Genomic DNA, 26,133 nt, shown 5'->3' on the forward strand with positions numbered 1-26,133 from the left:
GCGGCCCGCCGGGGCCCGACGGTCCGGCCGGGCCGTCGGACAGGTCGGGCTTCTCGCCCTGCGGCCGCCGGGCGCGGTAGGCCGCCCGGTACGCCGCCGGGGACGAGCCGAGCTGCCGGCGGAAGTGGCCGCGCAGGGCCACCGGCGAACGGAAGCCGCAGCGGCCCGCCACCTCGTCCACCGAGTAGTCCGACGTCTCCAGCAGCCGCTGTGCCTGGAGCACCCGCTGGGTGATCAGCCACTGCAGGGGAGCGCTCCCCGTGAGCGACCTGAAGCGCCGGTCGAAGGTGCGCCGGCTCATGTACGCGCGCGCCGCGAGCGTCTCCACGTCGAACTGCTCGTGGAGGTGCTCCAGTGCCCAGGCGACGACCTCGGCGAGCGGGTCGGCGCCGATCTCCTCCGGTAAAGACCGGTCGAGATAGCGTTCCTGGCCGCCGCTGCGGCGCGGCGGTACCACCAGGCGGCGGGCGAGTGCGCCCGCTGCCTCGCTCCCGTGGTCCGAGCGCACGATGTGGAGGCAGAGGTCGATGCCGGCCGCCGTGCCCGCGGAGGTCAGGACGTCCCCGTCGTCCACGAACAGTTCGCGCGGGTCCACGTGGACGGACGGGTAGCGCTTGGCCAGCGTGGGCGCGTACATCCAGTGCGTGGTGGCCGGGCGCCCGTCCAGCAGGCCGGCGGCGGCCAGCACGAAGGCGCCGGTGCACAGTCCGACGATGCGGGCGCCCTCCTCGTGCGCCCGGCGCAGCGCGTCGAGCGAGTCCTCCGGTGGCGGTGAGGTGATCGACCGCCAGGCGGGCACGACGACGGTGCCCGCTCGTGCGATCGCCTCCAGTCCGTTCGGTGCGGTGAGTTCGAGTCCTCCGGTGGTGCGCAGCGGTCCGTCCTCGCCGGCGCACACGAGGAGGCGGTAGCGCGGTACCCCGGCGTCCTGGCGGTCGATGCCGAACACCGACAGAGGTATGGAACTCTCGAAGATCGGGCCGCCGCTGAACAGCAGCACCGCGACGATCTCCTTGCGGCGTCGCCCGGAGAGTTTCCGGGCCACGGCTTCCGGCGCGGCAGTGGAGTCGTGGCTCATGCTGCTAAGCCCCCCTCGGTGGTCGCGGCTCCTCGGTTGTGTCGCTCCTGCACGTTTCCCCTCGGTCCTGCACGAGTCCCCCGCCGTAAAGACCATCATGATCGAATCTACTGTGTGGTGTCGTACCGGCGTGACCAGTTCCCACCCGGCACATTGTCGACATGGCAACTTGGCGTGAAGCATTCGATCACGAAGCGTGGCACCCTCGCGACGCTCAGGGAAGTGCGCCTTGTCGCGGTGGCCGGTCCCCGTAGGGTGCGGGCGCCCGGCGAGCCCCTTTCAGCGCAGGTCGAGGGAGGGGTGGGGGGGTGTTACCGCAAGGCATGCCCAGGAAGCCGAAGTTGGCTGAAAAGAAGCGGAAGCCTGTGCGTGAACCGGTCAGTCGACCGAAGAGTGACTCCCGGGGCGGCGTCCTCCCCGGTGTGCCCCGGCACCGCTCCTGCCATGCCGGCCACGGTGCGGAACGCCCTTCTCGGCGAGCCGTGCCGCCCCCCGCTCCGACTGGCGCAGCAGCAGCCTGCAGACGCCGGTCACGGCCGCGAGGCCCAGGGCCGTCCCGGCGGCGCCCGCCAGCGACGTGCCGTACCAGACCAGGGTCACGGGGACGAGGACGCAGGAGAACAGCGCCCAGCGGATGACGTCGGTCGCGGTGTCGGCGGTGGGCTGTTCCACGGGCCGGGGGGCGGGTGGGGTGGGCCGGGATGCGGTCCGACGTCCGGGCACGGCGCGGCGTCCTCTCGGTACGGGTGGCTGACCCGGGTTCAACGCCTGTTCGACCGGTCGGTCACTGCCGGGCCGTGCGGCCGGGCGTGTCCCGCGGACCGGGCCGGACGCGTCCGGGGCGCCGTGCCGCCCGGCCCCGTGGCGCGGGGCCGGCCGTACGCGGGGGGCGGTGTTCCGGCCGCCGGTCGCCGTACGCCCGCGAGAGGCAGTGTGCCGGTCGTCGGTGAACGCCGCGCGAACCACCTGTACGAGGCAGCAACCATTGCGTTACGGGCGTCCGCTCGTGCATGCTCCGGGGAACCCCGTGCGGCGTGCGCGGGTCCGGGCTCGTGGAGGCGTGCCGCCGTACCCTTGGGGGTATGGGGTTGGGAAGATGATTCCCGGACACAGCTCCGCCGCACACTGTTGTCCCACCCACCGAGGATCCGAACGCCGAGACACCCATGGCCGGTCACGAATTCTTCGATCCCGCTGACCGCAGGCGGCCGGTCGCCGACCCGACGGCGGCCGACCCCCTGGCGGCTGAGGAGTCACGCCCCGCCTGCGACCCCGCCTTCCAGCACGGCGTCGTCGTCGGCTTCGACGGTTCGACGTCCAGCGAGCGCGCCCTGGCGTACGCCATCGGGATGGCCCGCCGCTCCGGTACGGGCCTGATCATCGTGCACGTGGCCAACCGGCTGCCCACCACGGTGTGGGCGGGCTGTGAGCCGCCCGTCTTCGTGGACGTCCCCGACCACCGCACCGAGGTGCTCGGGCTGGAGCTGGCCTGCGCGGACTACCTCGCCGAGGTCCCCTGGATCCTGGTGGAGCGCGGCGGCGACATCTGCCACGAACTCGAAGAGGTGGGGCGGGAGTACGAGGCGGACGCGATCGTCGTCGGTTCCTCGCACGGGCTCGTGGGCCGTCTCTTCGGCTCGGTCGCCGGACGGCTCGCCAAGCGCGCGCAGCGCCCGGTGATCGTCATCCCTTAGGGCGCATCCCCGCCCGTCGTTCCGTCCCGCATGGGGCGAGTCGGGGGCTTGGCGCGTTCTTCCCCCATGTCGCACACATCTACTGACGCGTACGGGTGTTTGCGTGTTTGTGAAGGGCATATACCGGTCACCGCGCGGCAGCACGTGCACCTGCACGATTTCGGACGCGCTGCCGGCCGGGGGTGACGGCTACCGGCTGAGGCGCCGCGGGCCGGGGTGGGGGGTGTGGGCCCCCTTCGCCCGGCGGGGCCGGGGCATTGGGCGGCCCCGGTCCCTCACGGGAACGACCCCCTGTGCGGGTGGCGCGCAGGGGGTCGTTCACGTTGCATCCTCGGTCCACGGACCGGGAGTTGCCGTTCGGCGGGAGCCTTGCGGGTCCTACTCCACCGTCACCGACTTGGCCAGGTTGCGGGGCTTGTCGATGTCCCGGCCGAGCGCCAGCGCCGTGTGGTAGGCGAGCAGCTGGAGCGGGATGCCCATGAGGATCGGGTCGAGCTCGTCCTCGTTCTTGGGCACGACGATCGTCTGGTCGGCCTTCTCCTGCTCGCGGTGGGCCACCGCGAGGATCTTGCCGCTGCGGGCCTTGATCTCCTCCAGGGCCGCGCGGTTCTTCTCCAGCAGGTCGTCGTCCGGGACGATCGCCACGGTCGGCAGGGCGGGTTCGATGAGCGCCAGCGGACCGTGCTTCAGCTCGGAGGCGGGGTAGGCCTCGGCGTGGATGTACGAGACCTCCTTCAGCTTCAGCGAGGCCTCGCGCGCCACCGGGTAACCCCGGACACGGCCGATGAAGAGCATGGAGCGGGCCTCGGCGTACTGCTCGGCCAGCTTCTTGATCTCCTCCTCCTGCTCCAGCATCTCGGAGATCTGGCCGGGCAGCCTGCGCAGGCCCTCGATGATCCGCTTGCCGTCGGCGACCGACAGGTCACGGGTGCGGCCGAGGTGCAGCGCGAGCAGCGCGAAGGCGACCGTGGTGTTGGTGAAGCACTTGGTGGAGACGACGCAGACCTCGGGGCCCGCGTGCACGTACATGCCGCCGTCGGCCTCACGGGCGATCGCCGAGCCGACCACGTTCACGATGCCCAGGACCCGGGCGCCCTTGCGCTTGAGCTCCTGCACGGCGGCCAGCACGTCGTAGGTCTCACCGGACTGGGAGACCGCGACGTAGAGGGTGTCGGGGTCGACGACGGCGTTGCGGTAGCGGAACTCGGAGGCCGGCTCGGCGTCGGCGGGGATGCGTGCCAGCTCCTCGATCATCTGGGCGCCGATCATGCCCGCGTGGTACGAGGTGCCGCAGCCGAGGATCTTCACGCGGCGGATCTGGCGCGCCTCGCGGGCGTCCAGGTTGAGGCCGCCCAGGTGCACGGTGGAGAACCGGTCGTCGATGCGGCCGCGCAGCACGCGGTCGACCGCCTCGGCCTGCTCGTGGATCTCCTTGTGCATGTAGGTGTCGTGGCCGCCCATGTCGTAGGAGGCGGCCTCCCACTCCACGGTGGTCGGCTCGGCGGTGGTGCGGGTGCCCTCGGTGGTGTACGTGCGGAAGTCGTCCGCCTTGAGGGTGGCCATCTCGCCGTCGTCGAGGGTCACTATCTGCCGGGTGTGGGTGACCAGGGCGGCGATGTCCGAGGCGACGAACATCTCCTTCTCACCGATGCCGAGGACGACCGGGGAGCCGTTGCGGGCCACCACGATGCGCTCGGGGAAGTCGGCGTGCATGACGGCGATGCCGTACGTGCCCTCGATCAGGCGGAGCGCCTCGCGGACCCGGTCCTCCAGCTTGTCGGCCTGGGCGCGGGCGATGAGGTGGGTGAGGACCTCGGTGTCGGTCTCGGAGAGGAACTCGACGCCCTCCGCCTCGAGCTTCTTGCGCAGCTCGGAGGCGTTGTCGATGATGCCGTTGTGGACGACGGCGACCTTGTTCTCCGGGTCCATGTGCGGGTGGGCGTTCACGTCGGAGGGGGCGCCGTGGGTGGCCCAGCGGGTGTGGGCGATGCCGGTGGTGCCCTTGAAGCGCGCGGGGACCTTGGCCTCCAGGTCACGGACGCGGCCCTTGGCCTTGACCATCTTCAGACCGGCCGACTTCGGGCTGGTGACGACGATGCCCGCGGAGTCGTAGCCGCGGTACTCCAGCCGCTGCAAGCCCTCCAGTAGCAGGGGCGCCACGTCGCGCTTGCCGATGTATCCGACGATTCCGCACATATGGTTCTTTCCTTCTCTCCCCGTAGGGGCCGGTCATCAGCCGTAGACCATGCGGCGCAGCTGCCGGAGGGTGAGCTCCGGGGGTGCGACCGCGCGGTACCTGAGGTCCGCCCCGATCCGTTCGAAGATCGTCGCGTTCACCAGGCCCTGGGCCTGGAGTTCGCGGTGGCGCCGACGGACGTATTCCTCGGTCGTCTCGTCGAAGTAGGCGAGCACGTCCTGGACCACCCGCGCGGCCTCGCCCCGGCTGAGGGGCGTGGACCGCGTCAGGTGATCAACAAGTTCGTCGTGCACCCGATGATCCTGAAGTACCGGGAGCTGTTTCGCAAGAATCCTGCCCGATATCGGGCAAGAGGCGGCGAAGGGAAGGGGTGGGGGCCCGGTCCGCGTCACATTCGCTTGAGGAGTGCCTGCTTGGCCAGGGCGAATTCCTCGTCCGTCAGTACGCCCGACTTGTGCAGTTCACCCAGTTCGCGCAGTCGGCGCAGCAGGGCGTCGTGGTCGTCCTCGGGGGCCGGTGCGGGCGGGGGGAGCGGGAGGGGGGTCCGGTCCTGCGGCACCTCGGCCGTCCCGGGGGCCGCCGCCGGGTGCGGGAGCCGGGCCTGGACCGCCGCCGCGACCAGGGCCATCAACGGGTCCTTCTTGAACCCCCAGAGCTCCACGGAGTTGGGGTCGTACTTCGGCGGGGCCTTGGTCGGCGCGTTCTTCACGGCGAAGCGGAGGTGGCCGTTCTCCAGGCCGGCCGCCGGCTGCCACTCCACGGCCTGGATGTCGCCGAGGGCGAGGGTGCGGGCCCCGGCGGCGGCCTTCGCGTCCTCCGTCTTCCAGTTCCACTCCAGCCGTACGTGCTCGCCGTCGAAGCTCGCCGTGCCGTCCCCGGCGGAGACGGAGAGCGGGACGGCGGGCCCCGGCAGCAGGTAGCCGTCGACGGCGTCGCCGGGAACCTGGTCGAGGAAGAGGGCGCCGCGGACCTCGTCCACCACGTACTCGGCGACGCCGTAGCGGTCCGACTCGACGACGAGCTGGTAGGGGTCGTTGCCCTCGGTGAGGCGGCCCCCGGTGGCGTGCAGCAGCGGGTCCGCGCCGTCGCGCAGCCGCAGCCGCAGCCGGCCCGACTTCTTGCCCTGCTCGAACGAGATGCCCGCCAACGCGCCCAGCGGGACGGTCAGTTCACCCAGCGTCCGGCGCAACAGGCTCACGCCCTTGTCGCGCCCCGGGGTGAGCCGCAGCGCATCGCCGTCGAAGGTCCACGTGCCGTCCCGCTGGATGATTTCCGCCATGGGGGTGATTCTTCCATCGGCCTTGCGGGAGAGTGGTCTATACCCATCTCCCGATGACGGCGGTGGGTCCACTGATGGAAGGAGCGCAGGTGAAACGGCACCACCATCACAGAACGACTCGCCTCTTCGGGGCGCTGCTGCTCATGGCGGCGTCCGGTGTCCTCGCCGTGGGCGCGGCACCCGCGGCACCCGCGGCGCAGGACAGCCCGGCCGCCACCCCGCTGCACCGGGTGATTCCGGCACCCGCCTCCGTGCGGGCGGGCGGCGCACCGTACCGGATCACCGCCGGCACCCGCATCCACGTGGACGACGCGCGGGAGGTGCGGCGGATCGGCGGGTACCTCGCGGACGTCCTGCGGCCCTCCACCGGCTACCGGCTGCCCGTGACGGACCGGCACGGCGACGGCATCCGGCTGACCCTCGCGACCACGGACACCTCCCTCGGCGCCGAGGGCTACCGCCTGGACAGCGGCCGGCGCGGGGTGACCATCACCGCCCGCGAACCCGCCGGGCTCTTCCACGGCGTGCAGACCCTGCGCCAGCTGCTGCCCGCCGCCGTCGAACGGGACACCCGGCAGCCGGGCCCGTGGCTGGTCGCGGGCGGGACCATCGAGGACACCCCGCGCTACGCCTGGCGCGGCGCGATGCTCGACGTCTCCCGCCACTTCCTCACCGTCGACCAGGTCGAGCGGTACGTGGACCAGCTCGCCCTGTACAAGATCAACAAGCTGCACCTGCACCTCAGCGACGACCAGGGCTGGCGCCTCGCGATCGACTCCTGGCCGCGGCTCGCCACGTACGGGGGCTCCACCGAGGTCGGCGGCGGTCCCGGAGGCCACTACACCAAGGCCGACTACCTCAGGATCGTCCGGTACGCGGCCTCCCGTCACCTGGAGGTCGTCCCCGAGATCGACATGCCCGGCCACACCCACGCGGCCCTCGCCTCCTACCCCGAGCTGAACTGCGACGGCGTGGCACCCCCGCTGTACACCGGCACCGAGGTCGGCTTCAGCTCGCTGTGCGTGGACAGGGAGGTCACGTACGACTTCGTGGACGACGTGGTCCGCGAGCTGGCCGCGCTCACCCCGGGCCGCCATCTGCACATCGGCGGCGACGAGGCGCACTCCACCAGCCACGAGGACTACGTGCGGTTCATGGAGCGGGTGCAGCCGGTCGTCGGGAAGTACGGCAAGACCGTGACCGGCTGGCACCAGCTGGCCGGGGCGGCGCCGGCGAAGGGCGCGCTCGTGCAGTACTGGGGGCTGGACAGTACCCCCGCCGCGGAGAAGGAGCAGGTCGCCGCGGTGGCGCGGAACGGCACGGGAGTGATCCTCTCGCCCGCCGACCGGGTGTACCTCGACATGAAGTACGACGACGACACCCCTCTCGGCCTGGACTGGGCCGGGCTCGTGGACGTCAGGCGGTCGTACGACTGGGACCCGGACACGTACCTGCCGGGCGTCCCGGCGTCGGCCGTCCGGGGGGTCGAGGCACCGCTGTGGACCGAGACGGTGCAGAACTCCGACCACCTCGAGTACCTGGCCTTCCCCCGGTTGCCGGGCGTCGCCGAGCTGGGCTGGTCGTCGGCGGACACCCACGACTGGGACGCCTACAAGGAGCGGCTGGCGGCGCAGGGACCGCGCTGGGACGCGCTCGGCATCGGCTACCACCGGGCGCCGGAGGTGCCCTGGCCCGCGCGGCAGGGGTGAGGATGACGGGCACCTCGGAGGACCGTACTCCGAGGTGCCCGCCCGTCTCGTGACCCGGGGTTGCGGGGCTAGAGCCCCGCGATGGGGTTCCTCAGGGAGCCGACGAGCTGCAGGGCGCCCGACGGGTCCGCCAGGTCGACCATCTGCTTGTTGTTGCGCAGCTGGAGCCGGTTCAGCGCGGACAGGGCGAACTCGGGGACGAACATGTCGTACTGCTCGAACCGGTGGGCCAGCTCCGGCGTCGCCTCCTGGTACGCGCGGACGGAGGCCGCGACCGTGCGCCAGAAGTCGTCCTCCGTCAGGACGCCCTCGTCGGCGAGGTGCGCGGCGAGGAACCGGAAGAAGCAGTCGAAGACGTCCGTGAAGATCGACAGCAGTTTCTGGTCGTCGGGGACGTCGACGCGGATCCGGGCCACCTCGGGCGGCAGCACCGCGTCCGGATCCATCACCGCGATCTCCTCGGCGATGTCCTTGTAGACCGCACGCCGCACCGCGCCGTCCTCCAGCACGAGGATGACGTTCTCGCCGTGCGGCATGTAGACCAGGTCGTACGCGTAGAAGCTGTGCAGCAGCGGGACGAAGTACGCCCGCAGGTAGCGCGAGAGCCACTCCGCCGCGGTGAGCCCCGAGCGCTCGATCAGCGCGGCCGCGAAGGAGCGGCCCTCGTGGTCGACGTGGAGCAGGGACGCCATCGTGGCGAGCGACTCGCCGTCCTGGAGCGAGGGCACCGGGCTCTCCCGCCAGAGCGCGGCCAGCATCTTGCGGTACGGGGAGTACTTGTCCGTGGCGGCCTCGTACTCCAGGTGCCGGTAGCCGACCGCGGCGCGCTCACGGATGACCGTCAGGCCCGTCGACTTCAGCACCGGGTCGTTCTCGATCAGCTGGGCGAGCCAGTCGTTGATCGCCGGGGTGGCCTCCATGTACGCGGCGGACAGTCCGCGCATGAAGCCCATGTTGAGGACCGAGAGCGCCGTCTTGACGTAGTGCTTCCCGGGGTGCGAGGCGTTGAAGAACGTCCGTATGGACTGCTGGGCCAGGTACTCGTCGTCGCCCTCGCCCAGCAGGACGAGGTTCCGGCGGGCGACCTCGGCGGCGAAGGTGACCGACAGTTTGTTCCACCACTGCCAGGGGTGGACCGGGATGAAGAGGTAGTCCGCGGGGTCGAGGTCCTGCTCGCTCAGTACGGTGCGGAAGCGCTCGACGGTCTCCGCGCCCAGCTCCTCGCGGAGGAACGCCTCGTACTCGATGCCGACACCCGCCGTGAACGCGGCCCGGGAGCGGTGCGCCCCCAGCCAGATCAGCCGGACCGGGCTCGCGGTCTCGGGCGCGTACGAGAGGTAATCGTGGACCCCGAAGCCGAGCCGGCCGTTGTTCGCGACGAAGCAGGGGTGGCCCTCGGTCATGCCGGTCTCGATGGCCTGGAAGCCGCTCGTGACCAGTTCGGCGACCGGGACCTGCTCCTTGGTGAGCTTGTAGCAGGTGCCCGAGAGGGTGGAGGAGATCTCCTCCAGGTAGACGGGCAGGATGTCGTCGGTCAGGCCGAGCGCGTCCTTGAACTCGATGAAGAAGTCGAGCGCGGCGAGGTCCAGCTCACTCCCGTGGCGGTGCCGGGCGATGGAGTCCGCGTCGACCTGCCAGTGGTCGAGGGCGCGCCGGACGGCGGTGAAGGTGTAGGTGGTCGAGCCGTCGTCGCTGCGGACGGCGTACCGGTCCCCGCCCGCCTCACCCGCGGGCTCGGGGGCGGGCTCGGGGGTGAGCAGCCGCTCGTGCGTGAACTCGGCGAGCGCCTTGCGGACGAGCAGGCGGTTGGCCCGCGCCCAGCGGTGGGGGGACAGGTGCGCCACGGCGTCGGACAGGGTCATACAGCCACTCCTCGGGCAGCCTGGCTGCGCTTCGCTTCCTCGAACTGTTCGCGCGTGCAGAAACTGAGCAGCGCGCGCTTCTCCGGCTTGTCGATCTCGCGGTCGGGCACGAAGCCGACGGCCGCGTTCAGCGCGTGCACCGCCTTGTTGTGCACGTCGGGTTCGACCACGACCCGCCGGGTGGCCGGGTCGGCGAACAGCTCCTCCATGACGGCGGTGATGACCGCCCTGGTGAAACCGTGGACGGGCGTGTCGGTGGGCGCCACCAGGAAGTGCATGCCGACGTCGCCCGGCGCGGGCTCGTACAGGCCCACCAGCTCGCGCTCGGCCGGGTCGTACCGCTCCATCAGGAAGACGGGCACGCCGTCGCGCAGGCCCAGGTGGGCGTGGTGGTGCTCGTCGGCCGCGATCTCCATGTAGGCCCGTTCGACGTCCTGGAGCCGGGCGTTCTGCATCAACCAGAACGCCGCCTTGGGGTGGGTCACCCAGTCGTGCAGCAGTTCGGCGTCCGTCAGCGGGTCGACCGGGCGGAACGTCAGGGTGCCGATGCCGTCGGTGCTCATACCGCGAACTCCTGGAAGGCGATGGTCTTCTCCACCGGGTAGTACTCGGTGCCCAGCAGCTCGCTGATGATGAAGCTGTTGCGGTAGGCGCCCATGCCCAGGTCGGGCGAGGTGACCGAGTGGGTGTGGACGCCCGCGTTCTGCAGGAAGATCCCGCGCCCGGTGGTGTCGATGGCGTAGTTGCGGCCCACGTCGAAGCGGCCGTGGCCGTCGTAACGGAGGCGGCTGCGTACCGGCTCCAGGAAGGCCGGCGGCTCGTAGTGGTAGCCGGTGGCGAGGACCAGGCCCTCGGTGGTGATCTCGAAGTCCTTGTCCTGCTCGTCCTGGTGGAGGCCCAGGTGGTGGACGCCGTCCTCGTACCGGGCGGTCCGCAGCGTCGAGTTGGTGAGCAGCCGGGTGGGGACCGGGCGGCCGCCGCCGGTGACGTTCTTCTGGTACAGCAGGTCGAAGATGTCGTTGATCAGGTCCGAGTTGATGCCCTTGAAGAGGCTCTTCTGCTCCTTCTCCAGCCGGTAGCGGGTCTCCTCGGGCAGCGCGCGGAAGTAGTCGATGTAGTCCGGGGACGTCATCTCCAGCGTCAGCTTGGTGTACTCCAGGGGGAAGAAGCGCGGGGAGCGCGTCACCCAGTTGAGCTGGTAGCCGTGCGCGTCGATCTCGGCGAGCAGCTCGTGGTAGATCTCCGCGGCGCTCTGGCCGCTGCCCACGATCGTGATCGACTTCTTCCGCTGGAGCTCCGCCTTGCGCTGCGTGTAGTGCGCGGTGTGGAAGTAGTCGCTGTCCAGGTCCCGGCACGCCTGGGGTATGTACGGGACCGTCCCGGTGCCGAGGACCAGGTGGCGGGCGCGGTAGGTGTCGCCGGCCGCCGTGCGGACGAGGTACAGCCCGTCCGCCTCGTCGTACGTCACCTCGGTGACCGTCGTGCCGAAGCGGATGCTGCTCAGTTTCGACGCGGCCCAGCGGCAGTAGTCGTCGTACTCGACGCGCAGCGGGTAGAAGTTCTCGCGGATGTAGAACGAGTACAGCCGCCCGCGCTCCTTGAGGTAGTTGAGGAAGGAGTACGGGGACGTCGGGTCGGCGAGGGTCACCAGGTCCGACATGAACGGCGTCTGGAGGTGGGCGCCGTCCAGGAACATGCCCCTGTGCCACTCGAAGTCCGGCTTGGACTCCAGGAAGACGCCGTCCAGCTCGGCGATCGGCTCGGTGAGGCAGGCCAGGCCGAGGTTGAAGGGGCCGAGCCCGATGCCCACGAAGTCATGGGTGGTCTGCACGGGTTCCGGGCGTTCAGGAAGCGCGGTCAAGGGAGTCTCCCAGGTACTGCTCGGCGTGGCCGGCGATGAGGTCGAGGACGGCCGCGATGTCGTCGGCGGTGGTCTCGGGATTGAGCAGGGTGAACTTCAGGTAGTGGCGGCCGCCCACCTTGGTGCCCGCGACCACCGCGTCACCGGAGGCGAACAGCGCCTTGCGGGCGTACAGGTTGGCGCGGTCGATCTCGGCGGGGTCGGTGACGGCCTCGGGGATGTAGCGGAAGACCAGCGTGGACAGGCTGGGCTCGACCACCACGTCGTAGCGGGGGTCGGCGGCGAGCAGTTCCCAGCCCTGCTCCGCCAGGTCGCACACCTCGTCGAAGAGGCGGCCGATGCCGTCGGCACCCATCGTGCGCAGCGTCACCCACAGTTTCAGCGCGTCGAAGCGGCGGGTGGTCTGCAGGGACTTGTCGACCTGGTTGGGGATGCGCTCCTGCACCATGCGGCGCGGGTTGAGGTACTCGGCGTGGTAGGTCGCGTGGCGCAGCGTGGCGGCGTCGCGGACCAGTACGGCGGACGAACTCACCGGCTGGAAGAAGGACTTGTGGTAGTCCACGGTCACCGAGTCGGCGCGCTCGATGCCCGTGAGGAGGTGACGGCGCTCCGGTGAGACGAGCAGTCCGCATCCGTAGGCCGCGTCCACGTGCATCCACGCCCCGAACTGCGTGCACAGCTCGGCGATCTCGGGCAGCGGGTCGATGGAGCCGAAGTCGGTGGTGCCCGCGGTGGCGACGACGGCCATGGGGACGAGGCCGTCCCGGCGGCAGCGCTCCAGCTCGTGAGCGAGGGCGACCGTCTGCATCCGCTTGTCGCGGTCGACCGGGACCGAGATCACCGAGTCGGCGGCCAGGCCCAGCAGTTTCGCCGACTTCTTCACGCTGAAGTGGCTGACCTCGGAGGCGAAGATCCGCAGTTTCGCCAGGTCGGAGGCCTTGGCCTCCTCGCGGGCCAGCAGGAGCGCCTGGAGGTTGGACTGGGTGCCCCCGGAGGTGAACACGCCGTCCGCGGCCGGGCCGAGGCCGATGCGCTCGGTGGTCCAGTCGACGAGTTTGCGCTCGATGAGGGTGCCGCCGGCCGACTGGTCCCAGGTGTCGAGGGAGGAGTTGACGGCGGAGAGGATCGCCTCGCCGAGGACTGCCGGGATGACCACGGGGCAGTTGAGGTGGGCGAGGTAGCGGGGGTGGTGGAAGTAGACGGCGTCCCGGAGGTAGACGTCCTCCAGCTCGTCCAGGACCGCGGTGGTGTCGCCGAGCGGCCGGTCCAGGTCGATGCGGTCGATGCGGGGTGCGAGGGCGTCGACGGTGACACCGGTGAACGGACGGTCGGTGGTGGCGAGTTTGGCCGCCACCCGCTCCACGCCTTCGGTCACGGAGCGGCGGTACTGCTCCGCGGTCGTGTCATTGAGCAGGTGCGAGCGCATGGTGGGGGCCCTCCGGGTGGGAGAAAGTCCGTGCGGGACAGGGGTGGGGACGGAGTCGCGCGGCTTTAACTTAGGCAAGCCTAACCTAACGAAACCTCGCCGAAACCTGCCCCACCCGTGACCGGCGTCACGTCCGTCACTCGCCTCGCACGCGCAGCTGTTCCTCCGTCAGGCCCTCCCGCCAGTAGCCGACGAAGGTCACGCACCGCTTGTCGATCCCGCGCTCGCGCACGAGGTGGCGGCGCAGCTCCTTCACCCGGCCGGCCTCCCCGGCGATCCAGGCGTACGGCTGCCCGCCGTCCGGGAGTTCGGTCTCCCGGATCAGGTCGAGGGCCGTGGGGGCGCCCGGCGTGCGCACCAGCCAGGTGATCTCCGCGTCGGCCACGGTCGTCAGGTCCTGGATGTCCTGCGCGTGCCGCACCTCCAGCCACACGTGGGCGCGCGTGCCCGGCGGCAGGGACTCCAGGATCGCGGCGGCGGCGGGCAGGGCGGTCTCGTCGCCCCAGATCAGCGCCAGGTCGGTGCCCTCCGGCGGACGGAACCGGATCGCCCGGTTGTCGGCGACCGCCGGGCCGATCAGCGCCACCCGGTCCCCGGGCGCGGCCGCGGCCGCCCAGCGGGAGGCGGGACCGGCGGGTGCGTCCGCCCCCGGCCCGACACCGTGGAGCACGAAGTCGATGTCGATCTCGGTGACATCGCCGTCCGCGTCCCGGCGCAGCGCGCGCAGGGTGTACGAGCGCATCACCGCCCGCACGTCCTCGGGTACGTCGCACCAGGCCTGCCACCACGAGTCCCCGTAGTCCAGCGGCACGACGGGTTCCGGCTGCCCCGGGCGCGGCAGGAACAGCGAGAGGGACTGGTCCATGCCGTCGGAGTGGAAGGCGAGCAGGTCGGGGCCGGCGAAGGTGACGCGGACCAATGACGGGCCTAGCCGCCTCGTCCGTGCGACCTGCAGGGAGAAGATGCGGAACGGGGTGGCTACGGCCGTGGTCATCGGTGGTCCCGGGGCGTTGTCAGGGGGTGGCGACGGTGACTCTGACGTTAGGTTAGCCTAACCTTCCCATCGACCAGGAGCAGTTCCGGGGGTCAGCCGGCCAGCCCCAGTTCCCGCGCGATCAGCATCCGCTGCACCTCGCTCGTGCCCTCGCCGATCTCCAGGATCTTGCTGTCGCGCCACATGCGGGCCACCGGGTACTCGTTCATGAAGCCGTAGCCGCCGTGGATCTGCGTGGCCTCGCGGGCGTTGTCCACGGCCACGGTGCTGGAGTACAGCTTGGCGAGGGCCGCCTCCTTCTTGAAGGGTTCCCCCGCGACCAGCCGGAAGGCCGCGTCCCGCCACGCGAGGCGCGCGGTGTGGGCCTTCATCTCCATGTCGGCGATCTTGAACTGGATGGCCTGGTTGGCGCCGATCGGGCGGCCGAAGGCGTGCCGTTCCTTCGCGTACTTCACCGACTCGTCCACGCAGCCCTGTGCCAGGCCGGTCGCCAGCGCCGAGATCGCGATGCGGCCCTCGTCGAGGATGCGGAGGAACTGCGCGTAGCCCCGGCCCTCCTCGCCCAGCAGGTTCGCCGCCGGGACCCGCACGTCGGAGAAGGAGAGCTCCCGGGTGTCCGAGGCGTTCCAGCCGACCTTCGAGTAGGGGGCGGCGACCGTGAAGCCGGGGGTGCCCGACGGGACGATGATCGAGGAGATGAGCGGCTTGCCCTCGGGCGTGCGGCCCGTCACGGCCGTCACCGTCACCAGGCCCGTGACGTCCGTGCCGGAGTTGGTGATGAAGCACTTGGTGCCGTTGATCACCCATTCGTCCGTCGACGCGTCCAGGCGGGCCGTGGTCCGGGTCGCGCCCGCGTCCGAGCCGCCGTCCGGTTCCGTGAGGCCGAACGCGCCGAGCAGTTCGCCCGCGCAGAGGCGGGGCAGCCACTCGCGCTTCTGCGCCTCCGTGCCGAACAGGTGGATCGGCATCGCGCCCAGCGACACCCCCGCCTCCAGGGTGATGGCCACCGAGGAGTCCACCCGGGCCAGCTCCTCCAGCGCGATGCCCAGCGCCAGGTAGTCGCCGCCCATACCGCCGTACTCCTCCGGGAACGGCAGCCCGAACAGGCCCATGCGGCCCATCTCACGGACGATCTCGTACGGGAACTCGTGCCGCTCGTAGAGGTCGCCGATCTTCGGAGCCACCACGTCGTGGGCGAACTGCTCGACCGTCCGGCGGAGTTCCTGAAGTTCGGGGGAGAGGTTGTGGTCCATGGCTGCTCACGGCTCCTGGTGGGGCGAGAGGGCTCTTACGGTGCGGGACGGGCTGGGCCGGCCCAGGTGACCGGCCATCCACGCGCTCGTCGCGGTGAGGCGGCCGAGGTCGACCCCCGGGTCGATGCCGAGGCCCCGCAGCATCCACACGAGGTCCTCGGTGGCGAGGTTGCCGGTGGCCGACCTGGCGTACGGGCAGCCGCCGAGGCCGCCCGCGGAGGCGTCGACGGTGCTCACGCCGTGCTGGAGGGCGGCGAGGGTGTTGGCGAGCGCCTGCCCGTAGGTGTCGTGGAAGTGGACGCCGAGGGCGGAGGTGGGGACACCCGCCTCGTTCAGCGCGGTCAGCAGCGTCTTCACGTGGCCCGGCGTCGCCACGCCGATCGTGTCGCCCAGGCTCAGTTCGTCGCAGCCCAGGTCCGACAGCGCCCGGCAGACCCGTACGACCTGGGGGACGGCCACCGGGCCCTCCCACGGGTCGCCGAAGCACATGGAGAGGTAGCCGCGGACGTGCACGCCCGCCGCCTTCGCGCGGGCCACCACCGGTTCGAACATGGCCAGCGCCTCGTCGACGGTCCGGTTGAGGTTGGCCCTCGCGAAGGACTCGGTGACGCTGGCGAAGACCGCGACGCGCCGCGCGCCCAGCGCGAGGGCGCGGTCCAGGCCGCGGGTGTTCGGCACCAGGACCGGCAGCTCCACGGGCAGGCCGGCGACCAGCGGGAACAGCTGCTCGGCGTCGGCCAGTTGGGGCACCCACCTCGGGTGGACGAAGCTGGTCGCCTCGATCGTCGTCAGCCCCGCCTCGGCCAGTCGGCGGACGAACTCCGCCTTGACCTCCGTGGGGACGGTGCCCTTCTCGTTCTGCAGGCCGTCCCGCGGGCCGACCTCGTGGATCCGTACGCGCGCGGGCAGTCCCTCGGCGGGGACGGCCATGGGCAGGTCCGGGGCCGTCATGCCGGCGCCTCCTCGAGCGGTGCGATCACGGCCAGCACCTGGTCCATCGCGACGGCCGTGCCCGGGGCCACGTCCAGTTCGGTGACGGTGCCGGCGTGCGGCGCGGCGATCACATGCTCCATCTTCATCGCCTCGACCACCAGCAGGCTCTGCCCGGCGGCCACCTCGTCGCCGACGGCCACCTTCACCACGGTCACCGTGCCGGGCATGGGAGCGGTCAGGGAGTCCGCGCCGCCCGCGCCGGCCGCGGTGAGCGAGTCGGCCACGGGGTCGTGGTCGCGCACCTGCCAGGCGTCGCCGTCCCGGCCCAGCCAGTCGCCGGCCCGGTGGAAGGTGTGCCTGACGCCGTCCAGGACCACCGACACCTCGTCCGCGGTGACGGTGTGGGCGCCCCGCGGTACGTGCTCGACGGGGGCAAGGCCCGGCACCCGCAGCGGGAAGGCGGGCGGCCGGCGCACGCTCCCGAGCCGCCAGCCGCTCGGCACCGAGAACGGGTCCGTCCAGCCGCCGCCCGCCGGCCGCAGCGCGTCCAGCCGTACGGCCGCCGCCGCCTCGTACACCTCCTCGGGCACCCCGCCCGGCACCAGGGCGTCCATCTCCCGCTCCACGAGCCCGGTGTCCAGCTCGCCCGCGACGACCGCGGGGTGGGCCAGCAGCCGGCGCAGGAAGCCCGCGTTGGTCGGCACGCCCAGGGTGACCGTCTCCGCGAGGGCCGCCCGGAGCCTGCGCAGCGCGGTGTCCCGGTCCGGCCCGTACGCGATCACCTTGGAGAGCATCGGGTCGTAGCGGCTGCCGACCTCGGTGCCCTCGCTGAGGCCCGAGTCGGTGCGGACGCCCTCCCGCCGCGGCTCGCGCAGGGCGAGCACGGTGCCGCCCGAGGGCAGGAACCCGCGGGCGCCCTCCTTGACGGACACGGTCTCCGCGCACACCCGCGCCTCGATCGCGTGCCCGGTCAGCGTCACGTCCTGCTGGCCGAGGGGCAGCCGCTCGCCCGCGGCCACCCGCAGCTGCCACTCCACCAGGTCCAGGCCCGTGACCAGCTCGGTGACCGGGTGCTCGACCTGGAGCCGGGTGTTCATCTCCATGAAGCAGTAGGCGGCGGGGTCTCCACCCGGCACGATGAACTCCACCGTGCCCGCGCCCCGGTACCCGCAGGAGCGGGCCGCGCGGACCGCCGCCTCGCCCATCGCCGCGCGGGTGGCCTCGTCGAGGAGCACGCTCGGCGCCTCCTCGACGACCTTCTGGTGGCGGCGCTGGAGCGAGCACTCGCGCTCGCCCAGGTGGAGCACATTGCCGTGGCCGTCCGCCAGGACCTGGATCTCGATGTGCCGGGGGCGGTCGATCCAGCGCTCGACGAGGAGGGTGCCGTCCCCGAAGGAGGCGCGGGCCTCACGGCGGGCGGCGGCCAGCTCCTCCGCCAGGGCCCCGGCGTCGTGGACCAGCCGCATGCCCTTGCCGCCGCCGCCCGCGCTCGGCTTCAGCAGCACCGGCATGCCGATCTCCCGGGCGGCCGCAGCCAGTTCCGCGTCGGTGAGCCCGCTGCCGCTGGAGCCGGGCACGACCGGCACCCCGGCCGCCCGCACCGTCTCCTTGGCGCGGATCTTGTCGCCCATCAGCGCGATCGCCGCCGCGGGCGGGCCGATGAACGTGAGGCCGGCGTCCTCGCAGGCGCGCGCGAAGTCCGCGTTCTCCGCGAGGAAGCCGTAGCCCGGGTGCACCGCCTGCGCGCCCGTGCGGGCCGCGGCGTCCAGCAGCCGCTCCGCCGAGAGGTAGCTCTCGGCCGCCGGGGCCGGGCCGATGCGTACCGCCGTGTCGGCCTCCCGGACGTGCCGGGCGTCCGCGTCGGCGTCGGAGAACACGGCCACCGAGCGCACCCCGAGCGTTCTGAGCGTCCGGATGATCCGTACGGCGATCTCGCCCCGGTTGGCGACGAGCACCGTCTCGAACATGGTCATGGTCCGCTCCCCCTCACATCCGGAAGACGCCGAAGGCGGGCTCGCCCAGCGGCGCGCCCGCGCACGCGGTCAGCGCCAGGCCCAGCACCTGCCGGGTCTCCAACGGGTCGATCACGCCGTCGTCCCACAGGCGTGCGGTGGCGTAGTAGGCGTCGCCCTGGCGCTCGTACATGCTCCGGACCGGGGCCTTGAACTCCTCCTCCGCCTCGGCCGGCCACTCCTGCCCGCGCGCCTCCAACTGGTCCCGCTTGACGGTGGCGAGGACGGACGCGGCCTGTTCGCCGCCCATGACCGAGATCTTGGCGCCCGGCCACATCCACAGGAAGCGCGGCGAGTAGGCCCGGCCGCACATCGAGTAGTTGCCCGCGCCGTACGAGCCGCCGATCACCATGGTCAGCTTGGGCACGCGCGTGCAGGCCACCGCCGTCACCATCTTGGCGCCGTGCTTCGCGATGCCGCCGGCCTCGTAGGCGCGGCCGACCATGAAGCCGGAGATGTTCTGCAGGAAGAGCAGCGGGATGCCGCGCTGGTCGCACAGCTCGATGAAGTGGGCGCCCTTCTGGGCCGATTCGGAGAACAGGATGCCGTTGTTGGCGACGATGCCGACCGGGTGGCCGTGGATCCGCGCGAAGCCCGTCACCAGCGTCTGCCCGAACTCCGCCTTGAACTCCGCGAACCGCGAGCCGTCCACCACGCGCGCGATGACCTCGCGCACGTCGTAGGGGGTGCGGGGGTCGACCGGCACCGCCCCGTACAGCCCGTACGGGTCGACCTTGGGCGCAACGGACGGCTCCACCGCCCAGGGCAGCGGCCCGCGCGCGGGCAGCGTGGAGACGATGGTCCGCACGATCCGCAGCGCGTGCGCGTCGTCCTCGGCGAGGTGGTCCGTGACACCCGACACGCGCGCGTGGACCTCGCCGCCGCCCAGCTCCTCCGCGGTCACGACCTCGCCGGTGGCCGCCTTCACCAGGGGCGGGCCGCCGAGGAAGATCGTGCCCTGGTTCCGCACGATGACGGCCTCGTCGCTCATCGCCGGGACGTACGCCCCGCCCGCCGTGCAGGAGCCCATGACGGCCGCGATCTGGGGGATGCCCGCGCCGGACATCCGCGCCTGGTTGTAGAAGATCCGCCCGAAGTGGTCGCGGTCGGGGAACACCTCGTCCTGGAGGGGCAGGAAGGCGCCCCCGGAGTCCACCAGGTACACGCAGGGGAGGCGGTTCTCCAGCGCCACCTCCTGGGCCCGCAGGTGCTTCTTCACCGTCATCGGGTAGTACGTGCCGCCCTTGACGGTGGCGTCGTTGGCGACGATCACGCACTCGCGCCCGCTCACCCGCCCGATCCCGGCGATCACCCCTGCGGCCGGGGCCTGCCCGTCGTACATCCCGTCGGCCGCCAGCGGGGCCAGCTCCAGGAAGGGCGAGCCGGGGTCGAGCAGGGTGTCCACGCGGTCGCGCGGGAGCAGCTTCCCGCGCGCGGTGTGCCGCTCGCGCGCCTTCTCGCCCCCGCCGAGCCGGGCGGCCGCCAGCTTCGCGCGCAGCTTCTCGCCGAGCGCGCGGTGCGCGGCCTCATTGGCCCGAAAGGCCTCCGACGCGGGGTCGGCCGCGGTCGTCAGCTCCGGTGCCTGGTCCATCCTGCGGTCCCCTCACTTGTTAATGAGCGTTAACGCATTTCCTCTAGGTTAACGACCGCTAACCGCCCTGTCTAGAATTGTTCTCATGGCCAGCAGAACGGACGCCCCCACCCGACGCGAGCAGATCCTCAGGGAGGCTGCCCGGCTCTTCGCCGAGCGCGGCTTCCACGGGGTCGGTGTCGACGAGATAGGCGCGGCCGTCGGCATCAGCGGCCCCGGCCTCTACCGGCACTTCGCCGGCAAGGACGCGATGCTCGCCGAGCTGCTGGTCGGGATCAGCGAACAGCTGCTGACCGGGGGCAGGCGGCGGGTGACCGAGTCGGAGGGGGATCCGGAGAAGGTCCTCGACTCGCTCATCGAGGGACACATCGACTTCGCGCTCGACGACCGCCCCCTGATCACCCTGCACGACCGGGAGCTGGACCGCCTCCGGGACAGTGACCGCAAGCTCGTGCGCCAGCTGCAGCGGCAGTACGTGGAGATCTGGGTGGAGGTGGTCCGCGAGGTGCACCCCGGGCTGTCCGAGCCCGCCGCCCGCTCGGCGGTGCACTCGGTGTTCGGGCTGCTGAACTCGACCCCGCACCTGGGGCGGGCGGGCACGCTGCCGGGCCGCGGGGCGACGGCGGCGCTGCTGCACCGGATGGCGAAGGGGGCCTTCGCGGCGGCCGACGGGTGACGAGCGTTACGGGGCCCAAGGGCCGGACGGGTCTGGACGGGTTCTCGTACCGGCCGGTACCTTTGGACTGAGCAAGCGCTTAGGCGTCCGGACTTGATGCAGGTGGAGGTGGCGGGGTTGCGCCGCACGGTGTTCAACGAGGATCACGAGGCGTTCCGGGAGACCCTGCGGGACTTCATCGAGTCCGAGGTCGTCCCCGTCCACGACGAGTGGTTCGCGGCCGGCCAGGCGCCGCGCGAGTTCTACCACAAGCTCGCCGAGCTGGGCCTGTTCGGCATCAACGTCCCCGAGGAGTACGGCGGCGCGGGCCTTACGACCCACAAGTTCGAGGCCGTCCAGTACGAGGAGACCGCGCGCGCGGGCGTCACCTTCGGCGGCTCCGGCGTGCACGTCCTGCTCGCCCTGCCGTACCTCAAGATGCTCGCCACCGACGAGCAGAAGAAGCGGTACCTGCCGAAGTTCGTCTCCGCCGAGGAGATGTGGGCCATCGCGATGACCGAGCCGGGCACCGGCTCCGACCTCGCGGGCATGAAGACCACCGCCAAGCTGAGTGAGGACGGCACGCACTACGTCCTCAACGGCGCCAAGACCTTCATCACCGGCGGCGTGCACGCCGACAAGGTGATCGTCTGCGCCCGCACCGCCGCCCCGACCACCGAGGACCGCCGCCACGGCATCTCCCTCTTCGCCGTGGACACCAAGTCGGAGGGCTACTCCGTCGGCCGCAAGCTCGACAAGCTCGGCCTGAGGACCTCCGACACCGCCGAGCTGGCGTTCGTCGACGTCAAGGTGCCCGCCGAGGACCTGCTCGGCGAGGAGAACAAGGGCTTCCACTACCTCGGCGCCAACCTGCCCTCCGAGCGCTGGGGCATCGCCTACGGCGCGTACGCGCAGGCCAAGGCCGCCGTCCGGTTCGCCAAGCAGTACGTCCAGGAGCGCGTCGTCTTCGGCAAGCCGGTCGCCCACTTCCAGAACACCAAGTTCGAGCTGGCCGCCTGCCAGGCCGAGGTGGACGCCGCCGAGGCCGTCGCCGACCGCGCCCTGGAGGCCCTGGACGCGGGCGAGCTGACCGCCGCCGAGGCCGCGAGCGCCAAGCTGTTCTGCACCGAGGTCGCCCACCGCGTGATCGACCGCTGCCTCCAGCTGCACGGCGGCTACGGCTACATGAACGAGTACCCGATCGCCCGCCTGTACGCGGACAACCGCGTCAACCGCATCTACGGCGGTACCAGCGAGATCATGAAGACGATCATCGCCAAGGACATGGGGCTGTGACCGCCGTACACCCCGCTGTCACACCTCGCTGACAGACTCGACCCATGAGTCAGGCACTCCAGGATCTCCTCGATCTGCTCGACCTGGAGCAGATCGAGGAGAACATCTTCCGCGGCCGGTCCCGGTCCGCCGTCGTCCCCCGCGTCTTCGGCGGACAGGTCGCGGCCCAGGCGCTCGTCGCGGCCGGACGGACGGTCCCCGCGGACCGGCCCGCCCACTCGCTGCACGCGTACTTCCTGCGCATGGGCGACCCGGGCGCGCCCATCGTCTACGACGTCGACCGCCTCCGCGACGGCCGCTCCTTCACCACGCGCCGCGTCGTCGCCGTCCAGCACGGCAAGCCGATCTTCACGCTGTCGGCCTCCTTCCAGCAGTACGAGGACGGCCTCGACCACCAGGCCCCGATGCCGCCCGCGCCCGACCCCGTCACGCTCCCCACCGGCGAGGAGCGGCTGCGGGGGTACGGCCACCTGGAACCCGAGGTCGTGGAGCGGTTCCTCCAGGCGCGGGCCGCGGTCGACCTGCGCCACGTCGAGGAGCCGCCGTACGGCCGGTTCGGCGAGCCCCGGGAACCCCACTCCCAGGTCTGGTTCCGCACCAACGGCAAGCTCGCCGGCGCGGTCGACGTACCCCTGCTGCACGTCGTCCTCGCCACCTACGTCTCCGACATGACCCTCCTGGACTCCGTCCTGCTCGCGCACGGCCGCGGCGGCTGGGCGGTCGGGGACGTCGTCGGCGCCTCCCTGGACCACGCGATGTGGTTCCACCGCCCGTTCCGCGCCGACGAATGGCTCCTGTACGACCAGGAGTCCCCCTCCGCGCACGGCGGCCGGGGGCTCGGCCAGGCCCGCATCTACACCCAGGACGGGCGGCTGGCGGTCTCGGTGATCCAGGAAGGCGTGATCCGCGTCCCCAGGTCCTGAGAGCCTGTGGCGCACTCCGGGGCGCCCGGCGCACAACACCCCCCGCCCGCGCAGTCCCGCCCCCCGAAAGCGACGCCCGGGCCGGGCCGTCCTGGTGACCGGCGGCCCGGCTGCTGTGTCATGGAGGGGCCGGTGCGCCGGTGCGAGGAGGACGTCATGCGGGAGTGGGAGCGGCCCCGGCCGGGTGTGCCGGAGCCGGGGCACCCGGTGGAACCGGTCGCCGCATGAACAGCGAACTGCGGCTGGCCGTGGCGCTGGCGGACCTGGCCGACGCCGAGCGGACGCCCGGGCCGCACACCCCGGGGAACATCTGCGAGCGGCTCGGTGTGCTGGCGCGGTACGCGCGGGACGTGCTGGCCGCCGACGGGCTGCGGACCGAGGTGACCGTGCTGCTGTGGGACGCCTGCGCGGGCGCCCGCAGCGCCGCGGGGCACAGCGGACGGGGGGCCGCCACCCTGCACCGACTGGAGTTCGACCGGGGCGAGGGGCCCACGGTGGAGGCCCTGCGCACCGGGCGGCCGTCCGGTGGCACCGCGCTGGACGGCCCCGCACCCCCGCGGTGGCCGGTGTTCGCCGCACAGGCCCTGGCCGCGGGCGTCCGCCGGGTCGTCACCCTGCCGTTGCGCCACCAGGGCCGGTCGCTCGGCGTCCTCTCCGTCTACCAGTACCAGGAGACCGCCGTCCCCCGCCGGGCAGCCGCCGTGGTGCAGGCGCTCGCCGACGCCTGCACCACGGCCCTGGCCGCGCAGGGGCACGCGCAACGGGCCGAACAACTGCAGCGGGCCCTGGACAGCCGGGTGGTGCTCGAACAGGCCAAGGGCATCCTCGCCGAACGCCGGCTGCGCACCCTCGACGAGGCGTTCTCCCTGCTGCGCGGGTACGCCCGCAGCCACCGGCGCTCCCTGCGCGACACCGCCCGCGCCGTCGTCGACGGCGCCCTCACCGAGCCGCCCTTCCACCGCGGTCCGAGAGCCTGAGCGCCGTCGGGCACGGGCCGGCGGCGCTCAGGATCTCAGCCGCGCAGGGTGCGGGAGGGCGGCACCCCGTAGACGCGGCGGTAGGCGGCGGCGAAACGGTCGGCACGGCCGAAGCCCCAGCGGTGGGCGATCTCCGCGACGGTGGCGCCCCGGGTGGGATCGGCGGCCCGCAGCTCCCGGTGGGCGTGGGCCAGCCGGACCCGCCGCAACTCGCTCATCGGAGTGGTGCCACGGTGCCGGGCGAAGGCCTGCTGGAGCGCGCGGACGCTGATCCCGACGGCTCCGGCCAGGTCGCCGACGGTCAGCGGCCGGGCGGCGTGGGCCTCCATGTACGACAGGGCCCGGCGCACGGTCGCCGGTTCCCTGCCCGGGAGCGGATCGTCCTCGCCCGGGGAGCGGCCGGCACCCCCGGTGACGGCGGCGTGGGCGGGCGCGCGGGACGCCCGGGGGGACGGTGCCGTGACGGCGCAGCGGTGCAGGTCGGCCAAGGCGTCGAGGAGCGTGGTGAACCGGTGCCAGGCGAGCCACTGACCGGTCTCGGTGGCCAGCGCCGACAGGGCGTGGGCCTCGGTGCGCCGCAGCAGCACGCCGGACCGGTCCAGGTGGACGGAGACCACCCCGTGCGCGCGGCCGGCGACGGAGAGCAGGGGAACGCTGTGGATGGTGCGGCTCCCGGCCACCAGGAGGGCCTCCCGGTCGGGCTCGGTGTAGAAGCGGTCGGACACGACGTGGGAGACGACGGGTCTGCGCTGGTCGGCGGCGCGGCCGCAGGGGGTGCCCGTCCCGCGGATCACGGCGAAGCGGTCCAGGAAGGAGCTGTCGAAGCCGTGGTGGTGCTCCATGAGGAGCACGTCGGTGCCGGAACCGGTCGACTGCAGGTTGCCCGTCCGCGTGCCCATCACCGTCAGGCCGCGGTCCAGCGCCGCCGCCAGCACGGTGGCGCGGGGCACCGGGTCGTGCGTCCCGCCGAGAAACGACAGCGGGGGAGGGGGCGGCCGGCGGCCGGGGAGCCGGGGCGGACCGCCGTCGCCGTACCGGGGCTCCCGCAGCACGGCGCCCGCGAGGACGTGCACCGGCAGACCGTGCCGCTGTGCCCCGTCCCGCAGCAGCCGCAGCCCGGTCTCGGCACACGGCAGCCGGTAGCGCTCCAGCAGGACCCCCGCCGCGTGGGAGACCACACGGTGGGTGTGCTGCTCCGCCCGCAGGTGCCGCAGCTCGGCGCGCAGCTCCGCCACCTCGTCCCTCGGGAGGGCGGCCGGGCCGGGGTGGCGGGCGCGGGCGACGTCCGTGAGCCATGAGGGTTCGTCCATGACGGCCTCCCGGGTCGGCGCCGCGACGACGGACCCAGCGTAGGACAGCGGGACGGCGACATTCCGGTGAACGCCGGACCGCCGTCGGCCCGCTGCCGCCCGGTACCGCCTGCGGACCCGGCGGCTCAGCCGGTGAGACCCGCCTGCTCCAGCAGGTACGCCGTCATCGGGTCGTAGAAGCGCGGGCTCACCACGTGGTCGTCGAGCGGCACCGTCACCTGCACGGTGCCCTCGGACTCGGCGAGGAAGAGCGCCGGGTCGTTGCAGTCGGCGTAACCGACCGAGTCCACGCCGTGCTGTCCCGCGTACCCCGCCCAGCCGTGGTCGGCCACCACCAGGTCGGGCAGCGGGCGGCCCGCGCGCTCCAGGCCGGTGAGGATGGCCCGCATCGGCTCGCCGGAGTGCGTGTGCCACAGGCTGGCCCCGTGCTCCAGCACGGCCACGTCCGCGAACTGCACGACGTACCCCTCGTCCGTCCGCAGCCCCTCCGGGATCACCACGATCTCGCAGCCCGCCGCGCGCAGGGCGGCCGCCGTCGCACGGTGCACGTCCAGCAGGCCGCCCGGGTGACCCGTGGCGAACAGCACCCGCTGCTCCCCGTCCGCGGCCTTGCGCAGCCGCGCCGCCATGCGCTCCAGGGCGCCGACGGTCAGCTCCGGGTCGATGGTGTCCTGGCCGTGCCGGTGCTCCGGGTCGTCGACCACGCCGACGCGCTCCGCCATCACCGCGAGGACGTCCTGCTCGTCGGTCCAGCGGTCACCCAGTTCCAGGCCCAGCCAGTAGAGGCGGTCGCCGTTCGCGAGCTTGCGGTAGTGGGAGAGGTTGTTCTCGCGGGGCGTGGCGACATCGCCCGCGATACGGGTTCTGACGAGGTGGTCGACGAGCTCGGCGCGGCTGGGGGTCCCGGGTATCGGCATGCCTCCCATTGTGGGGCAGGCGCCCGCGCGGGCACCCGGTCTCCCGCCCGCTGGGACGCGTGTCACGGAGCCGGAGGGCCGGTCCGTCCCGGCCCGGCAGTAGAGTCACGACCGGCCGTGCCCGGTCGTACGTGAGCAGCGCAGCGAAGGAAAGCAGGCAGGACCT

At 72.2% G+C, this 26,133-nt stretch carries 22 protein-coding genes; 6 read left to right on the forward strand and 16 right to left on the reverse strand.

Annotated elements, in window-relative coordinates; genetic code table 11:
• Positions 1 to 1,078: helix-turn-helix domain-containing protein (locus UW392_RS33820; RefSeq protein ID WP_320779018.1), on the reverse strand; the 1,078-nt coding region annotated here is incomplete at its 3' end.
• A gap of 378 nt (positions 1,079 to 1,456) precedes the next feature.
• Positions 1,457 to 1,750, reverse strand: coding sequence for a hypothetical protein (locus UW392_RS33825; RefSeq protein ID WP_320779019.1), 294 nt, complete (start codon positions 1,748 to 1,750; stop codon positions 1,457 to 1,459).
• 494 nt (positions 1,751 to 2,244) lie between these two features.
• Between UW392_RS33825 and UW392_RS33830 the strand changes: the two genes are divergently transcribed.
• Positions 2,245 to 2,772 carry a universal stress protein gene (locus UW392_RS33830; protein WP_320779020.1) on the forward strand — a complete coding sequence of 176 codons (528 nt, stop codon included), beginning with the start codon at positions 2,245 to 2,247 and terminating at the stop codon, positions 2,770 to 2,772.
• 378 nt (positions 2,773 to 3,150) lie between these two features.
• On the opposite strand, the gene glmS is transcribed toward UW392_RS33830, so the two are convergent.
• The 3 genes from glmS to UW392_RS33845 form a co-directional block, all read right to left on the reverse strand.
• Positions 3,151 to 4,968 carry a glutamine--fructose-6-phosphate transaminase (isomerizing) gene (gene glmS, locus UW392_RS33835; protein ID WP_320779021.1) on the reverse strand — a complete coding sequence of 606 codons (1,818 nt, stop codon included), beginning with the start codon at positions 4,966 to 4,968 and terminating at the stop codon, positions 3,151 to 3,153.
• 36 nt (positions 4,969 to 5,004) lie between these two features.
• Entirely contained in the window at positions 5,005 to 5,262 is a 258-nt protein-coding gene (locus tag UW392_RS33840) for a hypothetical protein (RefSeq protein WP_320779022.1), read from the reverse strand.
• A 95-nt stretch (positions 5,263 to 5,357) separates the two neighbouring features.
• Entirely contained in the window at positions 5,358 to 6,248 is an 891-nt protein-coding gene (locus UW392_RS33845; protein ID WP_320779023.1) for a DUF4429 domain-containing protein, read from the reverse strand.
• Between the two features lie 74 nt (positions 6,249 to 6,322).
• On the opposite strand from UW392_RS33845, the gene UW392_RS33850 reads away from it, so the two are divergent.
• Positions 6,323 to 7,957, forward strand: a complete 1,635-nt coding sequence (locus tag UW392_RS33850; RefSeq protein WP_320779024.1) for a beta-N-acetylhexosaminidase — start codon at positions 6,323 to 6,325, stop codon at positions 7,955 to 7,957.
• A gap of 68 nt (positions 7,958 to 8,025) precedes the next feature.
• On the opposite strand, the gene UW392_RS33855 is transcribed toward UW392_RS33850, so the two are convergent.
• The 9 genes from UW392_RS33855 to UW392_RS33895 form a co-directional block, all read right to left on the reverse strand.
• The gene (locus tag UW392_RS33855; protein ID WP_320779025.1) at positions 8,026 to 9,819 is read right to left on the reverse strand and encodes an IucA/IucC family siderophore biosynthesis protein; all 1,794 of its coding nucleotides are present in this window, start codon (positions 9,817 to 9,819) and stop codon (positions 8,026 to 8,028) included.
• Positions 9,816 to 10,382, reverse strand: coding sequence for a GNAT family N-acetyltransferase (locus UW392_RS33860; protein WP_320779026.1), 567 nt, complete (start codon positions 10,380 to 10,382; stop codon positions 9,816 to 9,818). Before UW392_RS33860 ends, UW392_RS33855 begins: the two co-directional genes overlap by 4 nt.
• Positions 10,379 to 11,680 carry a lysine N(6)-hydroxylase/L-ornithine N(5)-oxygenase family protein gene (locus UW392_RS33865; protein ID WP_320779027.1) on the reverse strand — a complete coding sequence of 434 codons (1,302 nt, stop codon included), beginning with the start codon at positions 11,678 to 11,680 and terminating at the stop codon, positions 10,379 to 10,381. The genes UW392_RS33860 and UW392_RS33865 overlap by 4 nt, the downstream gene beginning before the upstream one ends.
• Positions 11,664 to 13,106, reverse strand: a complete 1,443-nt coding sequence (desA, locus tag UW392_RS33870; RefSeq protein WP_320779028.1) for a lysine decarboxylase DesA — start codon at positions 13,104 to 13,106, stop codon at positions 11,664 to 11,666. Before desA ends, UW392_RS33865 begins: the two co-directional genes overlap by 17 nt.
• Positions 13,107 to 13,242: 136 nt before the next feature.
• A complete protein-coding gene (locus UW392_RS33875; protein ID WP_320779029.1) occupies positions 13,243 to 14,100 on the reverse strand; it encodes a siderophore-interacting protein in 858 nt (285 codons plus the stop codon).
• 92 nt (positions 14,101 to 14,192) lie between these two features.
• Positions 14,193 to 15,353 (reverse strand): acyl-CoA dehydrogenase family protein, encoded by a 1,161-nt coding sequence (locus tag UW392_RS33880; RefSeq protein ID WP_320779030.1) that lies wholly within the window; start codon positions 15,351 to 15,353, stop codon positions 14,193 to 14,195.
• A gap of 6 nt (positions 15,354 to 15,359) precedes the next feature.
• A complete protein-coding gene (locus UW392_RS33885; protein ID WP_320779031.1) occupies positions 15,360 to 16,304 on the reverse strand; it encodes a hydroxymethylglutaryl-CoA lyase in 945 nt (314 codons plus the stop codon).
• Positions 16,301 to 18,253, reverse strand: a complete 1,953-nt coding sequence (locus tag UW392_RS33890; protein ID WP_320779059.1) for an acetyl/propionyl/methylcrotonyl-CoA carboxylase subunit alpha — start codon at positions 18,251 to 18,253, stop codon at positions 16,301 to 16,303. The genes UW392_RS33885 and UW392_RS33890 overlap by 4 nt, the downstream gene beginning before the upstream one ends.
• 19 nt (positions 18,254 to 18,272) lie before the next feature.
• Positions 18,273 to 19,889 carry a carboxyl transferase domain-containing protein gene (locus UW392_RS33895; protein WP_320779032.1) on the reverse strand — a complete coding sequence of 539 codons (1,617 nt, stop codon included), beginning with the start codon at positions 19,887 to 19,889 and terminating at the stop codon, positions 18,273 to 18,275.
• Between the two features lie 85 nt (positions 19,890 to 19,974).
• Here UW392_RS33895 and UW392_RS33900 point away from each other — a divergent pair, with 85 nt between their 5' ends.
• From UW392_RS33900 to UW392_RS33915, 4 genes are all read left to right on the forward strand, one after another.
• On the forward strand, positions 19,975 to 20,565 hold the full coding sequence (locus UW392_RS33900; protein WP_320779033.1) for a TetR/AcrR family transcriptional regulator: 591 nt from the start codon (positions 19,975 to 19,977) through the stop codon (positions 20,563 to 20,565).
• Between the two features lie 117 nt (positions 20,566 to 20,682).
• Positions 20,683 to 21,840, forward strand: coding sequence for an acyl-CoA dehydrogenase family protein (locus tag UW392_RS33905; protein WP_320779060.1), 1,158 nt, complete (start codon positions 20,683 to 20,685; stop codon positions 21,838 to 21,840).
• A gap of 44 nt (positions 21,841 to 21,884) precedes the next feature.
• Positions 21,885 to 22,763 (forward strand): acyl-CoA thioesterase II, encoded by an 879-nt coding sequence (locus UW392_RS33910; RefSeq protein WP_320779034.1) that lies wholly within the window; start codon positions 21,885 to 21,887, stop codon positions 22,761 to 22,763.
• Positions 22,764 to 22,987: 224 nt separating this feature from the next.
• Complete coding sequence (locus UW392_RS33915; RefSeq protein ID WP_320779035.1) at positions 22,988 to 23,740, forward strand: GAF and ANTAR domain-containing protein; 753 nt, start codon at positions 22,988 to 22,990, stop codon at positions 23,738 to 23,740.
• A 35-nt stretch (positions 23,741 to 23,775) separates the two neighbouring features.
• On the opposite strand, the gene UW392_RS33920 is transcribed toward UW392_RS33915, so the two are convergent.
• Together UW392_RS33920 and UW392_RS33925 are read right to left on the reverse strand one after the other, a co-directional pair.
• Positions 23,776 to 25,050 carry a helix-turn-helix domain-containing protein gene (locus UW392_RS33920; RefSeq protein WP_320779036.1) on the reverse strand — a complete coding sequence of 425 codons (1,275 nt, stop codon included), beginning with the start codon at positions 25,048 to 25,050 and terminating at the stop codon, positions 23,776 to 23,778.
• Between the two features lie 125 nt (positions 25,051 to 25,175).
• A complete protein-coding gene (locus UW392_RS33925) occupies positions 25,176 to 25,967 on the reverse strand; it encodes a phosphatase (protein WP_320779037.1) in 792 nt (263 codons plus the stop codon).
• Positions 25,968 to 26,133: the final 166 nt, after the last annotated feature.

The organism is Streptomyces sp. CRN 30 (assembly GCF_034105845.1).